The 16,916-nt window shown below is 60.2% G+C and carries 20 protein-coding genes; 10 read left to right on the top strand and 10 right to left on the bottom strand.

Going from position 1 to position 16,916, the window contains the following annotated elements; all coding sequences use genetic code 11:
- The first annotated feature begins 48 nt into the window (after positions 1-48).
- From PCAL_RS01260 to PCAL_RS01240, 5 genes are read left to right on the top strand one after another with little or no spacing between them, the layout of a single operon-like run.
- Positions 49-1,191 (top strand): ATP-binding protein, encoded by a 1,143-nt coding sequence (locus PCAL_RS01260; protein WP_011848927.1) that lies wholly within the window; start codon positions 49-51, stop codon positions 1,189-1,191.
- A gap of 28 nt (positions 1,192-1,219) precedes the next feature.
- A complete protein-coding gene (locus tag PCAL_RS01255; RefSeq protein WP_011848926.1) occupies positions 1,220-1,771 on the top strand; it encodes a signal peptidase I in 552 nt (183 codons plus the stop codon).
- Between the two features lie 28 nt (positions 1,772-1,799).
- Entirely contained in the window at positions 1,800-2,750 is a 951-nt protein-coding gene (locus PCAL_RS01250) for a daunorubicin resistance protein DrrA family ABC transporter ATP-binding protein (RefSeq protein WP_011848925.1), read from the top strand.
- Positions 2,747-3,517 carry an ABC transporter permease gene (locus tag PCAL_RS01245; protein ID WP_011848924.1) on the top strand — a complete coding sequence of 257 codons (771 nt, stop codon included), beginning with the start codon at positions 2,747-2,749 and terminating at the stop codon, positions 3,515-3,517. Before PCAL_RS01250 ends, PCAL_RS01245 begins: the two co-directional genes overlap by 4 nt.
- Positions 3,518-3,559: 42 nt before the next feature.
- A complete protein-coding gene (locus tag PCAL_RS01240) occupies positions 3,560-4,189 on the top strand; it encodes a superoxide dismutase (RefSeq protein ID WP_011848923.1) in 630 nt (209 codons plus the stop codon).
- Here PCAL_RS01240 and PCAL_RS01235 read toward each other — a convergent pair.
- The 3 genes from PCAL_RS01235 to PCAL_RS01225 are packed head-to-tail and all read right to left on the bottom strand — an operon-like array spanning position 4,186 to position 6,011.
- On the bottom strand, positions 4,186-4,602 hold the full coding sequence (locus PCAL_RS01235) for a hypothetical protein (RefSeq protein ID WP_011848922.1): 417 nt from the start codon (positions 4,600-4,602) through the stop codon (positions 4,186-4,188). The genes PCAL_RS01240 and PCAL_RS01235 overlap by 4 nt on opposite strands.
- Positions 4,603-4,638: 36 nt before the next feature.
- Positions 4,639-5,061, bottom strand: a complete 423-nt coding sequence (locus PCAL_RS01230; RefSeq protein ID WP_011848921.1) for a Trm112 family protein — start codon at positions 5,059-5,061, stop codon at positions 4,639-4,641.
- Positions 5,062-5,090: 29 nt separating this feature from the next.
- Entirely contained in the window at positions 5,091-6,011 is a 921-nt protein-coding gene (locus PCAL_RS01225) for a tRNA guanosine transglycosylase family protein (protein ID WP_011848920.1), read from the bottom strand.
- A gap of 179 nt (positions 6,012-6,190) precedes the next feature.
- Between PCAL_RS01225 and PCAL_RS01220 the strand changes: the two genes are divergently transcribed.
- Positions 6,191-6,667: a hypothetical protein gene (locus tag PCAL_RS01220; RefSeq protein WP_011848919.1), complete on the top strand. Its 477-nt coding sequence runs from the start codon at positions 6,191-6,193 to the stop codon at positions 6,665-6,667.
- On the opposite strand, the gene PCAL_RS01215 is transcribed toward PCAL_RS01220, so the two are convergent.
- Genes PCAL_RS01215 through PCAL_RS01205 form a run of 3 tightly spaced genes read right to left on the bottom strand, consistent with a single transcriptional unit; the run spans position 6,618 to position 10,558 of the window.
- Positions 6,618-7,805 (bottom strand): amidohydrolase family protein, encoded by a 1,188-nt coding sequence (locus PCAL_RS01215; RefSeq protein ID WP_011848918.1) that lies wholly within the window; start codon positions 7,803-7,805, stop codon positions 6,618-6,620. The genes PCAL_RS01220 and PCAL_RS01215 overlap by 50 nt on opposite strands.
- A gap of 3 nt (positions 7,806-7,808) precedes the next feature.
- Positions 7,809-8,951 (bottom strand): RAD55 family ATPase, encoded by a 1,143-nt coding sequence (locus PCAL_RS01210; RefSeq protein ID WP_011848917.1) that lies wholly within the window; start codon positions 8,949-8,951, stop codon positions 7,809-7,811.
- A gap of 17 nt (positions 8,952-8,968) precedes the next feature.
- Positions 8,969-10,558: an alpha-amylase family glycosyl hydrolase gene (locus tag PCAL_RS01205; RefSeq protein ID WP_011848916.1), complete on the bottom strand. Its 1,590-nt coding sequence runs from the start codon at positions 10,556-10,558 to the stop codon at positions 8,969-8,971.
- A 61-nt stretch (positions 10,559-10,619) separates the two neighbouring features.
- Between PCAL_RS01205 and PCAL_RS01200 the strand changes: the two genes are divergently transcribed.
- Positions 10,620-10,949, top strand: a complete 330-nt coding sequence (locus tag PCAL_RS01200) for a GTP cyclohydrolase I (protein WP_011848915.1) — start codon at positions 10,620-10,622, stop codon at positions 10,947-10,949.
- Positions 10,950-11,044: 95 nt separating this feature from the next.
- Here the strand turns inward: PCAL_RS01200 and PCAL_RS01195 are convergent, their stop codons facing one another.
- Positions 11,045-11,770, bottom strand: coding sequence for an ABC transporter permease (locus PCAL_RS01195; RefSeq protein WP_011848914.1), 726 nt, complete (start codon positions 11,768-11,770; stop codon positions 11,045-11,047).
- The gene (locus PCAL_RS01190; RefSeq protein ID WP_193322788.1) at positions 11,757-12,641 is read right to left on the bottom strand and encodes an ABC transporter ATP-binding protein; all 885 of its coding nucleotides are present in this window, start codon (positions 12,639-12,641) and stop codon (positions 11,757-11,759) included. The genes PCAL_RS01195 and PCAL_RS01190 overlap by 14 nt, the downstream gene beginning before the upstream one ends.
- Positions 12,642-12,708: 67 nt before the next feature.
- Here PCAL_RS01190 and PCAL_RS01185 point away from each other — a divergent pair, with 67 nt between their 5' ends.
- The gene (locus tag PCAL_RS01185) at positions 12,709-12,903 is read left to right on the top strand and encodes a hypothetical protein (RefSeq protein WP_193322787.1); all 195 of its coding nucleotides are present in this window, start codon (positions 12,709-12,711) and stop codon (positions 12,901-12,903) included.
- On the opposite strand, the gene PCAL_RS01180 is transcribed toward PCAL_RS01185, so the two are convergent.
- A complete protein-coding gene (locus tag PCAL_RS01180; RefSeq protein ID WP_011848912.1) occupies positions 12,884-13,933 on the bottom strand; it encodes an amidohydrolase family protein in 1,050 nt (349 codons plus the stop codon). The genes PCAL_RS01185 and PCAL_RS01180 overlap by 20 nt on opposite strands.
- A 101-nt stretch (positions 13,934-14,034) precedes the next feature.
- On the opposite strand from PCAL_RS01180, the gene PCAL_RS01175 reads away from it, so the two are divergent.
- Together PCAL_RS01175 and PCAL_RS01170 are read left to right on the top strand one after the other, a co-directional pair.
- A complete protein-coding gene (locus tag PCAL_RS01175; protein WP_011848911.1) occupies positions 14,035-14,616 on the top strand; it encodes a hypothetical protein in 582 nt (193 codons plus the stop codon).
- Positions 14,616-15,542, top strand: a complete 927-nt coding sequence (locus PCAL_RS01170; RefSeq protein ID WP_011848910.1) for an ABC transporter ATP-binding protein — start codon at positions 14,616-14,618, stop codon at positions 15,540-15,542. Before PCAL_RS01175 ends, PCAL_RS01170 begins: the two co-directional genes overlap by 1 nt.
- On the opposite strand, the gene PCAL_RS01165 is transcribed toward PCAL_RS01170, so the two are convergent.
- Positions 15,530-16,912 (bottom strand): ABC transporter permease, encoded by a 1,383-nt coding sequence (locus PCAL_RS01165; protein WP_226951977.1) that lies wholly within the window; start codon positions 16,910-16,912, stop codon positions 15,530-15,532. The two genes, PCAL_RS01170 and PCAL_RS01165, sit on opposite strands and share 13 nt — an antisense overlap.
- Positions 16,913-16,916 lie beyond the last annotated feature (4 nt).

Here is a 16,916-nt window from a genome sequence, read left to right as displayed (position 1 = left end):
GGGCGGCTTGAGGACGACCCCCACATAGCTAAGTGGCTTTCTCAGCCAGTGAAGTGGTGGCCCGAGCTCATTGACGAAATCTCGCTGAAGCCCCCCGCGCTCCACTTCCTCTTCGGCCCTCGGCAGGTGGGCAAGACGACTCTGCTAAAGTTGCTCGTGAAAAAGCTCGTGGAGGGCGGGAGAGATCCCCGTACTATTTTCTACTACACCTGCGAAATGGCGGCTGACCACAGAGAGCTGGGGGAGGTCCTCGGCGAGATTGTAAAACTTAAGAAGAGGTGGGGCGTCTCAAGCGCCTTGGTGCTCCTGGACGAGGTGACTTACCCCAGGGAGTGGTACAGGGCCCTCAAGTTCTACCTCGACCAGGGGCACTTTCAAAACGACGTGATAATTGCCACAGGCTCGGTGAGCATGTACGCCAAGAGGGAGGTGGAGACTTTCCCAGGCCGGAGGGGGTGGGGGCGGGACTACGTCATGTACCCGCTCTCTTTTAAAAAATTCGCCGAGGTGCAAGGCGTGCCGCCTGGGGCAGACCCCACGGCGTGGAGGACGGAGCTCGCCGAGGCGCTTGAGCTCTACCTCAAATGCGGCGGCTACCCCGCCGCCGTGGTAAACTGCGCCACCTCAGGCAACCCCGGGGGCGCCGCCGACGTGGTGATCTCCTCCCTCGCCTTCGACTTGGCGAGGCTTAAGAGGAGCGAGGCGTACGCGAAGCGCCTCCTCAAGGCGGTCTTAGAGACGGCCCCTAGCCCCGTCTCTCTCAACGCCTTGGCCAAGGAGGCAGAGCTCCGGTCGCACAAGATAGCCTTCTCGTACCTCAACCTATTGGAGTCCCTCTACCTCCTGCGCCAGCTCTACTACATTGACCCCTACCGCTTGGTCGAGGACTACAAGAAGCCTAGGAAAATCCACCTATTAGACCCACTGGTCTACCAAGCCGCCGCCAAGTGGACCGGGGCGAAGATTCCGCACGAGGCCGCGCTCTTAGAGGCAACCGTGGCCATGCACTTCGCCAGAAGCCACAGAGTGGGCTACTGGCGAGACGGCTTTGAAGTAGACGTGGTAGTGCCAGAGCTAGGCCTCGGGATAGAGGTTAAGTGGGGCAAAAAGGCCGGGATGAAGAGAGTGGGGCAAATCGTGGCGAAGACCCTAGACCTAGAGGAGCTGGCCCAGCTCCTTTATCAGCTCTAAACTTTAATATGGGTGCAACTGCCCGTCCGTGAGGGAGTGGGTTAAGGACCTCATCTGGTTCGTAGCCATCGTGGTGGCCTTAGTGGCCTACGCCAGAGCGACCGGCGTGGCGTGGCCCATCGCCGTGGTGTCTTCATACTCTATGGAGCCCACGTTGAGAGTCGGCGACTTTGTCATATTGGCGGGGGCCTCGTGTGAGACAGCATCGCCAGGCGACATAGTGGTATACGTGGCCCGGAACCCCATGTGGGCCGGCAGCTGGATTATACACAGAGTCTACAGCAAGCAAGTTGGTAGCAGTTGCGGCTTGGTGACTTGGGGCGACAACAACAACCTCCCAGACCAAGCGGTGGGAGAGCCCCCAGTGGGCAACAACCTAGTGGGCAAGGTGGTGTTGACGATTCCCTACGTCGGTGTTTTCCCCATGGTGGTGAGGCCACAGGGCATTGGCCCCGTGGCTCTGGCGGCGTGGATGGGGAGGCTGGCCCTATTCGGCGGCCTTGTCTACGGCTTCTACGCCTACTTTAAACTCGGCGAAAAGAGGAGGAGGCGCAGTAAAAGGCAGGCGAAGCTGAAATAAGTTTATATTCACCGATCTATCGGAAGATGTGGCAATAAGAGCGGAGGACTTGAGGAAGAGGTACGGCGACGTCGTGGCGCTGGACGGAGTGACTTTCCACGTGGAAAAAGGCGAGGTCTTCGGCCTCCTCGGGCCAAACGGCGCTGGGAAGACTACCACGATCAAAATATTGACCGGCTTAACTAGGCCCACCTCGGGGCGGGCGTGGGTCGCCGGCTTCGACGTGGTAAAAGAGGCGAGGGAAGTGAAGAAGAGGATTGGGTGGATTGCCTCTGAGGTCATTGTAGACGACGAGCTCACCGCGTGGGAGAACTTAGAAATACAGGCAAGGCTCGTCGGGGTAAGGGACTGGAGGGAGAGGGCTGGGGAGCTCTTGAAGTACTTCGGGCTGTGGGAGGCGGCGGGGAGGCCCGTGGGGAAGTACTCCACTGGGATGAGGAAGAGGCTTGAGGTGGCCATGGCCCTCCTCCACGGGCCCGAGGTGCTCTTCATGGACGAGCCCACCGTGGGCCTAGACGTGGGGGCTAGAGTGGGGCTCTGGGAGGTTGTGAAAAGCATAAACAGAGACTTTGGAGTCACAGTCCTCTTGACCACTCACTACATGGAGGAGGCGGAGGCCCTCTGCAACAGGGTGGCGATAATAAACAGGGGGAGAATTGTGGCAGTGGGGACGCCGGATGAGCTCAAGGCCAAGTACGGCGTCGACGTAATTGAGCTAGAGGTGTCGGGGAGACCCGACGTCGCCTCTCTGTCCAAATTCGGTGAAGTTGTTGCGGTGGATGGGAGAATCGTCATAAAGACGCGGGGCGCCGAGGAGGTGCTCCCCGAGGTCGTTAAAGCGGTAGAGGGCGTCAAAAGCGTCAAGGTGAAGAAGGCCAGTCTTGATACAGTGTTCATAAATCTCACAGGCGCCTCCATCGAGGGGGAGCAGACGGACATCCGTCAGTTGTACATGAGGATAAGGCGGGCGAGGAGATGATAGGGGAGGTATACGCCTTGTACAAGAGGGAGGTGCTTAAGCTCGTCAGAAGCAGATACATGTGGATAATGATAGTGGCACAGCCCCTCATGTGGATTCTCTTCTTCGGCAACAGCCTCGCGGGCATGCCCAGCGCATTCCTCAGGCAGTACTTCGGCGTAGACAACTACCTGGCCTACATGTTGCCCGGCATGATCTCCATCTTGATGATGAGCACGGGGATGTTCGCCTCGATGAGCCTCGTGTTCGACAAGCGGGTGGGCTACCTAAAGAGAATACTCGTAACCCCTACTCCAAAGGCTGCAATCCACTTGGCAAAGGCGCTTGGCGCCGTTACAAGAGGCCTACTGGCCGCCCCTGTGATACTCCTCCTCGGCGCAGTGCTGGGGGTCCAGTACACGGTAAACGCCATTGCCCTAGCCGAGTGGCTAGTGGCGCTTGTGGCCGCCGGCGTGGGGTTCGCCTCCCTCTTCACAGCACTAACCGCGAACACCGCAGATGTACAAGCCCCAGGCGTCGTCATGAACTTCATAACCATGCCGCTAATGTTCACATCCACAGCCCTATTCCCAAGACAGTTCTTCCCCACTTGGCTACAGGCAATAAGCGACGCCAACCCCCTCACCTACCTCACAGAAATTGGACGAAGCGCACTCGTCTACGGCGCCGTCCCACCCCCCAGCCACTTTGCAGCCGTGCTCATCTTTGCGGCGACCGCAACGGCCCTGGGGGCGATAGTCGTTGAGAAGACCCTCACCGCCGACTAGCGGCGTTAGAAACGTTTAAATGAGACAAACGAGGGGGGTGTCATGCAAGTTAAAAAATATGAACTACCACCACTCCCATACGCATACAACGCCCTCGAGCCCTACATCGCCGAGGAGATAATGAAACTACACCACCAGAAACACCACCAGGGCTACGTCAATGGGGCAAACGCTGCCCTCGAAAAACTTGAGAAATTCAGGAAGGGAGAGGCCCAGATAGACATCAAGGCAGTGCTGAGAGACCTCTCCTTCCACTTAAACGGGCACCTACTCCACAGCATCTTCTGGCCAAACATGGCGCCCCATGGCAAAGGCGGCGGAAAGCCGGGAGGCCGCACCGCCGACTTAATAAACCAGTTCTTCGGCTCCTTTGAGAAATTCAAAGAGGAGTTTAGCCAAGCCGCTAAAAACGTAGAAGGCGTGGGGTGGGCCCTCCTGATATACGAGCCCAAGACAGGGCAACTTCTTGTCGTACAAATCGAGAAGCACAACCTAATGCACATCGCAAATGCTCAAGTGTTACTGGCGCTTGATGTGTGGGAGCACGCCTACTATCTGCAATACAAGAACGACAGAGGGTCATACGTCGACAACTGGTGGAACGTAGTCAACTGGGACGACGTAGAGAAGAGGCTCGAAGACGCGCTAAACGGCAAAATAACAAAGGTCTAATAAAGCCTCCCATACATTTTACACTTAGCCTCAATGTGCAATACTTCCCTTAACGTTTTACACAACGCAGCTCCTCCTATTTTGGCCACGTAGCGCCATAGTGGGCCCTCTTCCAGTGGCACAGTCTCCGCGTCCTGCTCGGCGTGGCGGGCCACGGAGTCCACCATTACGTAGATGGACTTGCCCACAGACACGGCGCGCGTCTTCACATCGTAGTGCGGCCAAAACTCCTCGCACCTGTAGACAGCCACAAGTGCCCTAGAGAAGACGCGGGGCCAGGCAAAGAGCAGGGAATCCACGCGGACGTTTGCACCTACCTTGCAGGGTCTGCCAAAGGAGACCGTATACTCCGCAGGCCCAGAGGCAGAGAAGGACGGATTCTCAAGATCCAAGTCGCTAAGCTCTGGGAGCATGTGTAAAACTGCTCCCAGTATTTAATTTATTGAAAGCTACTTTGTGGATAGGTTGAAGGGCTTTCCCTGTTGTAGTATCTTCTCGGCGATGTCTGGCGCCGCCTTCTTCAAGTCCTCTGCCACTGAGCGGAGGAACTCCAGCTCCTCCTTCTCGTTGCGCAACTCGTCTGGCAACATCCTGGGGATCTCCTCTATTATGGGGTACCACCTCCCGCAGGTGGGGCAGTATATGACCCCCGCCTCAATTTCCCACTTGTGGCACTCCTCGCAGGGCAGTGTGTCTGGCTTTGGGTGGTCCTTTATCTTTAAGTCGCGGTAGGCGCAGTACTCCTCGCAGAATGGCTTGCGGGGCCATGTGTACTGCCGCTCGGGGTACTCCCGCCTCTTTAAGACCACCAGCCTTAGGGGGAAGGTCTTGTCGTAGGGGCAGGCGAGGACGTCCATCAGCCTGTACTTCATCGGCACCGTGTTTTGCCCACTTAATAAATTTAGCCGCTATGCGGCGCCGCCAGCGCGGCGTACAGCTTCCTAAAGGCGGGGGACCTAGGCGCCGTGCGGCTGTGGAGCACCACCCACGCATTGACGAGGGCCCGGTACTCAAAAGACTCCGCCAAGCGCTGGCTGAAGTCCGGCGTAAGGGCAGGGAAGCCTGTCTGGGCCAAGAAGGCGCGTAGCTCCTCCAGCTCCTCTTCGAGGGCCTTCTTCGGGCCGAAGTTCACCTTTCTCCCAGTGACGTGCCTCTCGCCGCCGCCTGGGAGTATGACTTTGCCGTAGGCCGCCTTGACTCGCCAAGTGGATGTGTCAGTGCTGTCTACGCCGAGCGCCTCAAGTATCGGCGTGACTGAGGGGCTGCCCAGCCCAAGGACGTGGAGCTTGCCCTTGAACTCCTCTCTCGCCGTTTTTATCAGCCTCAAGGCGTACTCCCTGGACCCCCGCGGCACCCCCCTCGTGATTAATACGTAGGGCACTGCGCCTCCTATGGCTAAGACGGGGGCGTCTAGGTACCGCCTCAGGTACTTGAGGAAGAGCCCCTCGTCGCGGTAGACGTGGAGCACTGGAACAACCCCCTCCACAGCCCTCGAGAGCCGCACCCAGTTTCGGTAAGTCTTCTCAAACTTCTTCTCCGCCACGTCTGGCGGGTCGGTGGGGGAGGGCGGGACGTCTAGAGAGAGGTAGTACTGGGCCTCCACCTGCCTATACACCTCGGCCACCTCCTCCACGGCGAGTTGAAGGCCCTTTCTCAGCACTTGGAAGCCCCCGGAGTCTAGCCAGAGCTCTCCCTCGTACCCCAGCGCTAGGCGGGGGTTGCGCCTCTTGGCCTCCAGCGCGTTGATAATTAGGGCTGGGACGTCGAAGTATAGCCAGGGCTTTGGCACAGCGCTGAGGGGGGTGCCCAAGGCGATTTTCACCTCTATTTTGTCTAATGGGTTTATATAACAGGCCCTGGGGGTTGACTGAAAGTTTCAGTTTACCGTCGTCGATAATACCTGTATAATATCAGGTAGGGCTAAGTTAAGTCACCTTTCAACTCCTGCCGAATTCATCACCGCCGCCTATCACACTTAAAATTATATGTCTTCTGCCCCAAGTGTTCTTGGTATTAGTCAAATCTGACAGCAGGGAGCTAGTGAAGAGGCTTGGCAGAATGGTGGATGGGCTTGAGCTTTTGGAGGGGGTCTTCCTCGTCTGGGCTCCGCGGGACAAAGTGGCCAAGGCGGTTGACGCAGTTAAGAGGAACGTGATAAGGAGGTGGGAGGAGGAGGGCAGGGGGCCCATGTTCGAGGTGGCCGTGGTTGAGCTGGGCGAGGCGCAGTACAAGGAGGTGAGACCGCTGGCGAAGGCCGTCGTTGAGAAGATGGCCGAGGCCCTGCTCGAGGAGATGGAGAGGCTCCACGAGAAGATGAGGAGCGGCGATAGGAAGGTGCTTGGGTGGTACCGCGACGTGGCGGCGCGCTACCAGCGCCTCGTCGACATCTCGCTGGCCTTAGACATTGAGCCAAGCATAATGGGGCGCCTTAGGGATAAGTGGAAGGAGGTGTCCCTCGAGGCTGGGAGACTGCGGTAGGCCAGAGGGGCTTCGCCTCGCCGTCTCTGAAGTACACCACCCCCCGCACGGCTGTGGCCACTACGCGGCCAAACGCTTTGAGCCCCTCGAGGGGGGTAAACTTGCAGGTGCCCGCAAACTCTTCGCCCTTGACTGTGTACTCCTCAAGCTTGACAATGGTGAAGGTCCCTGCGAGCGGGTCTACGTCTACGCCGAGGAGGCGGGCGGGCCTGTGGGAGTAGAGGCGCACCACGTCGCCCAAGGCCAAGACGCCGCGCTTCCAGAGGGCTAGTAGTAGGCCGAGGGCCACGTCGAGGCTACAGATCCCCGGCGGGGGGTTCTCCGACGCCTTCTCGGCGAGAGTATGCGGGGCGTGGTCTGTGGCATACATGTCCACGAGACCAGCCGCAAGCGCTGCGAGCAGCCTCTTCCTGGCGTCGGGGGCCCTCAGGCGTGGGTTGACTAGGCACAGCCCCCTGTCTCTACAGTTCTCTGTGTCGAGGTAGAGGTGGTGGGGGGTTACGTCTACGGTGGCCCACCCCCTCGCCGTCTCTACAGTCTCGGCCAATGTGACGTGGGTGAGGTGTACTCTGGCACCAGTCTCCGCCGCCAGGGCGCGGACTTTCTCGACGCACAGCCGCTCGGCCTCGGGAGGCCTCTCCCCGTCTCTAAAGAGCTGGGGGTCTTCGCAGTGGAACACTGCGACGCAGTTCAACTCGGCGCACTTCTGCAGGAGGCTTTTCACGTGCGCCCAGCCGAATTGGGCTATGTCCTCTGGGTATATCTTCACAGTGCGGGGCTTCGCCAAGTCGAGCTCTGCGAGGTCCGCGGGGACCCCCATGTGCAGTCTGTAGATTATGGGGAGGGAGGCCCCCTCCCTCAGCCTCCTCTGGTACAGCTCGGCGGTCCTTATGTGCGGCCTGGTGTTAGGCATGTCTCCTACGGCCACGACGCCTCCTGCCAGCGCCGCGGCGGCGCCCCCCGCCAGCGTCTCCTTGTACGCCAGCTCCCAGTCTCTGAAGTGCACGTGGACGTCCACCATGCCGGGGAGAATCAAGAAGTCGTTGGAGTATTGCACAGTTCTGCAATCCTCGCCGCCTATTCTCACCCTTGTAAATCTCCCATTTAGATACGCCCTCCCCTCTACCCTAATGCACACGGGCTAGCAGGCCAGGGCCGGCTCTGGGGCGTGCTCCACTTTGCAGATCCGCCGACCCTCCGGCGTGTGAGCCACGGCCTCCCCACCTCGTATGGACACCACTGCGTCTGCCGCATGTCTCAGCCCCCTGTCTCTGCTCATCCCAATCAACAACGCTACCCCAAGCCCCCTCAGCTCCTGGACCTCGTGCAGGTTTATGTCAAGGGCCTTTTTACCATAGAGGAGGAACTCCAAGTCCACGCCGTCTGACACAACTACGTCTGCCCCAGTCTCGTTGAGCGACTCGTAGAGAGACATGACGTGGGCAAAGTAGCTCTGCGGCCGAGGCGCAGCGCGTTGCACAACAGCCTTACCCCCAAACTTCTCTACGAGGCGCCTCACCGACTCGGCGTCTTTGCCCTGGACTCTGTACAACACCTTCAGCCCCGCCTTAGACAAGTCTGCGGCGGCCTTGGCCAAGAGTGGGGTCAACGCGCCGCCTAGGAAGAGGTACGCGCACCCGCCTTTAATGGGCCCCACGGCCTGGGAGACGGCGTCGCTCCAAGCCTCAAAGCCGCCCCTAGCGGCCGGCTTGGGCAACTCGTCTATGAAGACGAGCCCCCTGCCCTCAAGAATGTCAAACTCCACGTAGTACCCAGCCCGGCGGCCGCGGGACTTGACCACGTACATGCGCCGCTCGGTGACCCCATTCGCCAGCCTCATCTCTAGGCGGAGCAAGTTGTCGACTACGTAGTCCAAGGGGGTGGCCGACTCCTCCTCGGCTATCGCCACCAAGTCCACGCCCGCGGGCTTGAAGACTCTGTACACGGCGTTGATTAAGTACTCCCTCGCCTGGGCGCCCTCCAACACCGACGACATGGAGTCCACTACCACTAGGCCGTAGGCCTCTTGGCTCACGGCGGACACTATCTGGTTTAACATGGCGTCTGTTCTGACGAAGACGAAGTCCCAGAAGTCCGCCTTAGACAAGTCGTAGCCCAGGAGAGAGGCGTTCTTGTGAAACGTCTCCTTGTCCTCGTACAGCGACACCCAGAGCACTCTCTCGCCCCTCTGCAAACGCTCATGGGCCATCCTCATGGCCAAGGTGGTTTTCCCAACGCCGGGCCTCCCATATATCGCCGTTACTCCCCTAAACCCCAAATCCATATAGCCACACACGCCGCCTATATAAAGATTTCCAAGGAGCCCCCGGGGCTTGTAAACACGGCCCGCCCCCTCTCCACCTCCACTTCCACGTCTCCCCTCCACAGCACCAGTCTCCCCCGCCTTGTGTAGGCGTATGCAGGCCCCGCGGAGAGGCCCAGCCTCTTCCTCGCGGCGAAGAGCTTGGCGAGAAAGCTCTTCAACGGATGGCCGCCGCAGCCGGGGAAGGGTCTCCTATTTGTGTGATCTTCGGCGCGTCCCACCTCGCCGCATTCGCCTCCCATGTAGACTGAGGGGACTCCGGGCAGTGAGTATATGAGGGCGTAGCCCATGACCACGGCGTCGGGGCTTAGGAAGGAGGCCGCTCTGTCTAAGTCGTGGTTTTCTAAGAAGAGGTTCATGTGGGGAACCGCCGAGGGGGGCGTCAGAGCCAGGTAGCGGTTGACGCCTCTCGCAACTTCCTCAACGCCCTCCCCGAGGCGCTTGACCCCGTGGTGGTACAAGAAGTAGGCCGTGAACCCCCTGATTACGTGGTAGAAGGGTGCGGGGTTGCCCACGTGTTCTCCAAAGACGTACCGGCCTCGGGCGGGCTCCAGCGCCGCTCGCCACGCCTCGGGCGGAATGCCGTGAGCCACGTCTAGCCTAAACCCGTCGACATGTGGGGCCCAGAACTCCACCACCCGCCTGGCGTACTCCACGGCCTCGCGCCGCGTGTAATCCAGCCTAGGCATGAGCCACACCTTTAGAAAAGTCTCGTAGGGAGGCTCTCCGGAGAAGACGCCGCGCAACGCCTCCCGCGGCAGAATTTCGACAAGTTTTTTCACAAGCCTCGCCCCCTCCGCGCTTTTTATAACAAAGGGCCCGTCGGGGAAGAGCGGGCTTCGGGGAGCCACGTGGTATAAGACGAGGTCTAAGACGAGGCCCATCCCCACCTTGGACAAGGCCTCCTTAAGCGCGTAGAAGGCCGCCCAGCCGCCCACTCTCTCGTCTACGTCGAAGTGGTTCACCACGTCGTATCTGTGGTAAGACATGGCGGGGTATATGGGGTGGAGGTAGAGCCCATCTGCGAAATCCACGGCCCCCGCCGCCAGCTCCGCCACGTCCTTCAACGTGCCGCCGCAGAACTGCTTAGAGAGATCTCTGCACCCACGCCCGGGGCCCGCTCTGTCTGGCAAAACCTCGTAGAGGGCAGAGAGGCGGGGGGCCTCGCCGGGGTGCGGCGCCTTGAACCTCCTCGACCTGCCGCAACACTTTACAACATAGGAGGCGCCCCGCGTCGCCGCCAGGTAGACAGAGAAGGGCCCCACGTCGGCCAGCTTGGCCACGAAGCCGCCTGGCACCTCGAGCTCCTCCGTGGCGTATATCCGTAGCTCCACCACGTCGCCCCACCTCGCCGCCATGTAGGGCACAGAGAAGTGCCAGGGGTAGGAGAGCGGCTCTATTGCGCACTCCTCGCCGCCTACCGTGTACACGCCGGGCGGCAGCTCTACGTAGTCTCTAAAGGCCCCGTGGATCCCCCCGGTGAAATCCCCAACCACATACCCCTCCGCCTTGACCACCGCCACGGCGCCGTAGAAGGGGTCCTCCCTCCACTTCTCCACTACGCACACGGCCCAGGCCACACCTCTCTTTTATAAGGTTGCCTTAAATATGCCGGGATATCTCTCGGCCATGCTCAAGGTCTCCAAGTCTCCGAGCCTCGTGCGCCTCAAGACTAGGGGCGAGTCTGTGTGCCCAATCAGCAAGACAGTGGACTCGTTTGAGGTCTCTGTGGAGTACATACCCCGCGGCGCCGTCCTCGCCATCGAGGAGTTCAAAAAGATGGTGGACTCCTACAGGGGAAGAGAGATCCTCCACGAGGAACTGGCCGTGGACCTCTTGGAAAAGGTAAAGGCCGCGGTAAATCCCCCATATGTGAAAGTAACTGTCAAGTCGTACTACATAGGCGTGGAAGTCGAGGTTGTTGCAGAGTCCGGCGGCGTCCCGCCGGTCTACATCTAACTCGTCGATAAGTAGGGCTAGTCGAAATGTAGCCAGGTCTTTGGCACATCGCCGGGGAGGCGCCCGGGGCGGCGAAAGGAGGCGGGTATAATGTACTACTGTTGTCTCCACCTGGCTACTTTTGCCAATAGGTATAGCCCCAAGACGCTCTGCAGGGCTAGGGCAACAGCGGCCGCGGCTTGTAGGTCTGCGGAGTAGTTGGCCAGGCCTGTGGCGGCTTGGAGCAATACCCCCGCGGCGCCTGTGGGCACCACTACGCCTAGGTAGGGCGTGGGCAAGACGGTGGCGGGGTAGTAGACTGGGGCTCCCACGGTGAACACGGCGGTGAGTATCTGGGGGAGGGCCCAGGCATATCTCATGTGTCTTATGAAGCTGGACAGCGTGAAGCCAAGGCCGGCGGAGGCCAGCCAGAGCGTGACCAAGGCGTACGCCGCCACGGGGCTGGCCAGCGGGACGCCCAGCCATAAGATTACGGCTATGTAAAAGGCCAGCGTGGGGGTGGCAAAGACGAAGGCGCTTAGCGCGAGGCCGATGGCGTATCCAACGGGCGACACCGGCGCCGCGGTAAGCATGGACTGGTACTTGATGCCCAGGCGGTAGTACGTGGCGTCTCCCATGAGCGAGATGCCGTTGGAGGCGATGGTCCAGACCAGGCTCCCCAGCACTCCCCACAGGAGCCCCTCTACGCCGCCGTATATGGCCAAGAGGACGAGGAAGGACAACGGGCTGACGGAGCTGGCCACTACCCATATCCAGCCCCTCGTGGCCGCTATCCAGCCGTTGATCCAAGCTATGACCAGTGCGTCTTTAATCGTCTTCATAGTCCTCCTCTACCTCTCCCACGTTTATCAATATGTAGTCCTCGAGCGACTTTGGCCTAACCACGATCTTTGCCCCCCTAGGCTCGGCAAGCGGGGGCGGGCTGTCCACGTAGTACAGCACCCTGTCGCCGATCTTTATCCTAGCCCTGCTCTCCGCCACGGCGCCGTCGGTTCCATACACCTCTACGACGTAGCGGCCTGGCACTTTTTCCACAAGAGCCCCCGGCGGCGCGATGTCCACTACTCTGCCCCTGTTTATTACCACGACCACGTCGCTTAGCGCCGCTGCCTCCTCCACGTAGTGCGTCGTAAGTAGGACGGTGACGCCGCGCCTCTTCATCTCAGAGACGGCGTTCCACACCATGCGCCGGGAGTACACGTCGAGGCCCGTGGTCGGCTCGTCGAGAAACACCACGTCCACATCGGCGGCGAACACCGAGGCCACGAGGACTCTGCGCTTCATGCCCCCAGACAGCGTGTCTATCTCTCTACCCCGCACCTCCCAGAGGCCAAACGTCTTGAGGGCATCCTCCGCCCTCCTCTTCGCCTCCCGCCTGGGGTACCCCCTGAGGAGTAGGTAGCTGTACACAAACTCGTAGGGGGTTAAGAAGTCTATTGGCCTAGCCTCCTGGGGCACCGCGGCGATTACTCGCCTCACCTTCTCCGCCTCTTTTACCACGTCGAGTCCCGCCACGAGGGCGCGCCCCTCCGACGGCATGAGCTCCGTGGTGAGTATTCTGACGAGGGTGGTCTTCCCAGCGCCGTTGGGCCCCAGCACCCCCGCTACAACTCCCTTCCCCACCTCAAAGGTGACTCCCCTGAGGGCCCAGAAGTCGCCGTATCTCCGTCCGAGGTTTTCGCACACTATCACAACGGCGACGCCGAGCTGGAATATAAGCTTTTCCGAAACTAATAAATAGGGGCATGTGCCCTCTGCCATGAACAGAGCCTTCGTCTACCTGCTAAGCGCCTTGGCCATCTCCCTCGGCTCCTTGATTTTGCTAAGCCTTCTCACAGCCCCGTCGCTGGACCCCTTAGTCAACGCAAGAGACGCGGCGATATCCCTCGCCGCGATTTCCCTAGGCGTCGCGGCCCCCCTCTTGCACAAGAGGTTTAAACAGGCAGAATCCTAGTCCCCTCCACGAAGGCCACTAAGTCCCGGTGAGAGACCCTTTTCACGAGGTACTTCAACACCTTGTCCCCGGCGTAGGGCGCGGCCACGGCGAGGGCACGCATTTTCTGCCCAACCTCTATGGGCGGGGGGCACTTGAGCTTTTCCCAACCCCACACAGTGGCCATGGACAATATTTCCCTCTCTCCAAGTCCCCAGCCCGCCGCCGCGGAGTAGGCGTGGAGAAACTTCATCTCGGCCCATGGGTCTGGCTCGTTCATGAAGACGTTGTCTGTGCCGAGGAGGGGCTTGAGGTGTAGGAGCAGTGGGATGGGGGCCACTTTGCCCACGAAGTAAGCGTTTGCCCTTGGGTTCACCACCACGGTCTTGCTCGGCGGAATTGCCGCCGCCTCCTCCGGCGTGACGTGGACTAGGTGGACGAGGACGTCTGCGTCTAGGGCCTCCAGCGTCAGGGCCAAGTCGCCCGCCTCGTGGCAGTCCTCTGTCTCTGAGACGTGGGTAGACACCAACGCGTACCTCCTCCTGAGCTCTCTCAGGTAGTCCACGGGGTGGTCCACTGGGGACGCCACTTGGACGTGGGGGTAGTCGGGGAAGTCCCCGTGGGCCTCTTGAAACACTAACGCCTCTATCCCCTCCCCGCGAAATACCTCCTCGACGTCTCTCGCGGCGTATTCGGCGTAGACCACGGCGCATCCAACGCCGTAGCCCCTCATGCGCCTAGCCACGGCCCTTAGGAGGGGGATGTGTCTTCTCCTGCGCACGAGGGTCTTAACCACGTGGTACTTCGCGCCGTGGGGCCACCCCACGAGGTCGTCTATGTACAAGTCGTCGCGGTCCGCCATAGCTGCGTCTAGCACGTGGACGTGGGCGTTGAGGAGCTGGGGCATTAGCACCACGTTTCCCAAATCGGCGGCGACGCCCCCGGTGTACTTCCCCACGCCTACTACCACGCCTTGGTCGTCCACTTCCACTACGCCGTTTTCCACAAGTTCCAAATCCCCCACCAGAAGGTACTTGGCTCTTAGGCGCACATGTTAATATACGCCTCCTATATATCCCCTTTGTATATCTCTGTGACTACACCTATGGCATAATAGACATAAAATTTAATAAGGCGCCCGATTTTTAACATGTGAATCAGCAGAAGAAGGACCGGGTGAATATAGCTGTGGCTAAAGATGTCGCAGAGCGCCTAGCCGCCGTGGCCGAGTCCCTCGGCATGACGCAGTACGCCCTGGCGAACCAGATACTGGCCACGGGCCTAGAGCTGGTGCAACAGGGCTTTAAAGTCCAGCAGATTAGAGAAATTGCGGAGTTTTACAAGGTCATGGTGGAGCTGGAGGTGGTGCCAGTGCCCGGACGCCTTTTGGACAAAATGGTCGCCGACATGTACAAAGAGAACCCTGAGGTAGTGGAAAAGGCGTGGTGTGAGGCCGGGAAGATGTTGGCGAGCTACATAAAGGCCGTATACGGCGGTTTGGACTCGGCGCTTTCCCTAGTCCCCTACTTCTCAAAGGTGATACCCGCCAAGAGGTTTGACGTAAAGGCCTCTGGGGACGAGCTCGTCGTAGACGCCGTGGGAGTTGGGTACGGGGTAGAGAGCGTGAAGGCCACCGCCGCGGGCGCCCGTTGCTTCTTAGAGGACTTGGGATACGAGGTCAAGGAGGTAATCACGGCGCCTGGGATCCTCCGGGTGAGGGCCGTAAAGAAGTAATGGCCATATCGCTTAGAGGCGTCGAGAAGCGGCTCGGCGGATTTTTCCTCGGCCCCATTGACCTAGAGGTAGAGAGGGGGGGCCGCGTCGCCGTCTTAGGCCCCTCGGGGAGCGGCAAGTCCACGCTTTTGAGGATAGTGGCGGGGCTCCTCAGGCCTGACAAGGGGCGGGTCTACATAGGCGGGAAAGACGTCACCTGCAAGCCGCCATGGGCCAGGGGGGTGGGGGTCGTGTTTCAAAGCCCAGCCCTCTTCCCCTCTCTAACCGTGTTGGAAAACGTGGCTGAGCCCCTCCTCTCCCGCGGCGTGAGGAAGAGCGAGGCGTTTGAGAAGGCGAGGCACGTCCTTGAGAAAGTTGGGCTTGGGGGGCTTGAGGGGAGGTACCCCTCGGAGCTTAGCCGGGGACAACAGCAGAGGGTTGCGCTGGCGAGGGCCCTCGTGGTGGAGCCCGAGGTGCTCCTCTTAGACGAGCCGCTCACGGCCCTCGACGCGCCTCTTAAAAACGAGCTTCTGCCCTACATATACGAGGTGGCGAGGGGGAGGACCGTGCTGTACGTCACACACGACTTCGAGGAGGCCACCTACATCTCGGAGCGGGTGGTGGTGGTCATGGGGGGCAAAGTGGCGGCCGAGGGAAAGGCGGTTGAGCTTTTTGAAAACCCGCCCTCTCCCCACGTGGCCAAGCTCTTGGGCTACTCCAACGTGTTAAAGGCGCCGTGTGGATACCTCTACTTCCGCCCCTGGGACGTAGAGGAGGAGGGCCCGCTCGAGGGGAAGGTCGTCGGCGTGTGGTACAGGGCTGGGAGATACGAGGTAGTGGCAGTGGTGGGCGAAGCCGCCGTGCGGCTCATCTTGGCCAAGCCCCCGGCCTCGTCCACTATACGCTTTAAGGTCTCCAAGGGGGTCTGCTTTCCTCAGAAGGCGTAGGGCTTGGTTTTTACAAGCCTTGAGAGGGCCAGAGTCGCCAAGACGATGACTGCCATAAGCGAGGAGTAGAAGTGCCCTGTCTCAATTAGGTCGGGGGCCCGCGAGGTCAAAAGCCTGGCGGCCTCCGCCGACAGCGTGGAGGCGGCGCCGGTGGTCAAGATGAAGGCGAGCGTTGTCTCAGATATCGACGAGGCGAGGGCCACGAGCCACGCCTGGACAATTGTGGGGCCCAGAGCCTCCGAGAGAATCCTAGCCACACATCTGACTGGCCCTAGGTAGAGTAGGCAGGCCTCTCTGGCGTCTTGCCTAATTTTCTCAAAGGCCGGCTTGACGATGGAGTAGACGAGGGGCGTGATTACGAACACGTGGGCCACGAGGAGGATTGGCAGAGTGCCGTAGAGGGGCTGGGCCAGGTGGAAGAAGCCTATTGCGAAGAGGCTCTTCGAAAGCGAAATGGCGGCGACGTAGGAGACCGCAGGCAGTCTGGAGCCCACTACGTCCGAGAAGAGGAAGGACACTGCGAGGGCCAGCGAAATTGCGGAGGATGCCAGCGCCACTAGTAGGCTGTTGACCAACGGCGTCCACGCCCCCTCTAGCCCCCTGGGAGACGCCGCTGGGAGGACTAGGTAGGCCGCCAGCGCTAGGTAGAAGAGGGCGAGGGGCAGAGAGGGCAACACGGCGGGGAGGCCCAGCTTCGGTGCCCGCGGCGAGGGCTCGGCTGGCGGCAACGTGGGCAACTTGAAGAAGGGAAGTGCGAGGGCTAGGGAGGAGAGGAGCGTGATCAAGACCACGGTTGACACAAGCTGAGTTGAGGCAAAGGAGGTGGCGTATAGGTAGACCAAGAGCTCTAGCGTTGGATAGCGTCCGCCGAGGAGGAGAGGCGTGGTAAATGTGAGAAAGCTAAACACGAAGATTGTGTAAAAGGAGTAGGCCAGGGAGGGCTTCAGCTCTGTGAAGATGACCCTGGCCTTCGTCGAGAGGCGTCTGGCGTATATCTCCGCCGCGTCTAAAATGTCGGCGGGGATCGAGCGCAGATTTGACTCCATCAGAAGGGCCGCGTATGGCGCGTAGTAGACCACGTGGGCAATGACTATGCCCCAGGGGCTGTACATCACGTCGCCCAACATGCGGATAAGCGCATCCACAGTGGAAAGGGCGGGGGCAAAGAAGGGCACCATGACCACGGGCTTCAAGGCGGGCGCCCTCACGTATATGGGAAGTAGGGCTAGCCCGGCCACCACTGAGAAGGCCGCCGAGGCCAACGCCTGGGCGAGCGTAAAGAAAAAAACCCAGAGCGTGTACTCGTCTACCGCAAACGCTATGCCGTATCTGGCGAGTAGGATGAGGTACGGGGCGAGAAAAGCCGTCAAAAAA

The sequence above is a fragment of the Pyrobaculum calidifontis JCM 11548 genome, from assembly GCF_000015805.1.
GTDB lineage: Archaea > Thermoproteota > Thermoprotei > Thermoproteales > Thermoproteaceae > Pyrobaculum > Pyrobaculum calidifontis.
The sequence above is the reverse complement of the archived record's forward strand: the minus strand, read 5'-3'. Positions and strand labels throughout refer to the sequence as shown.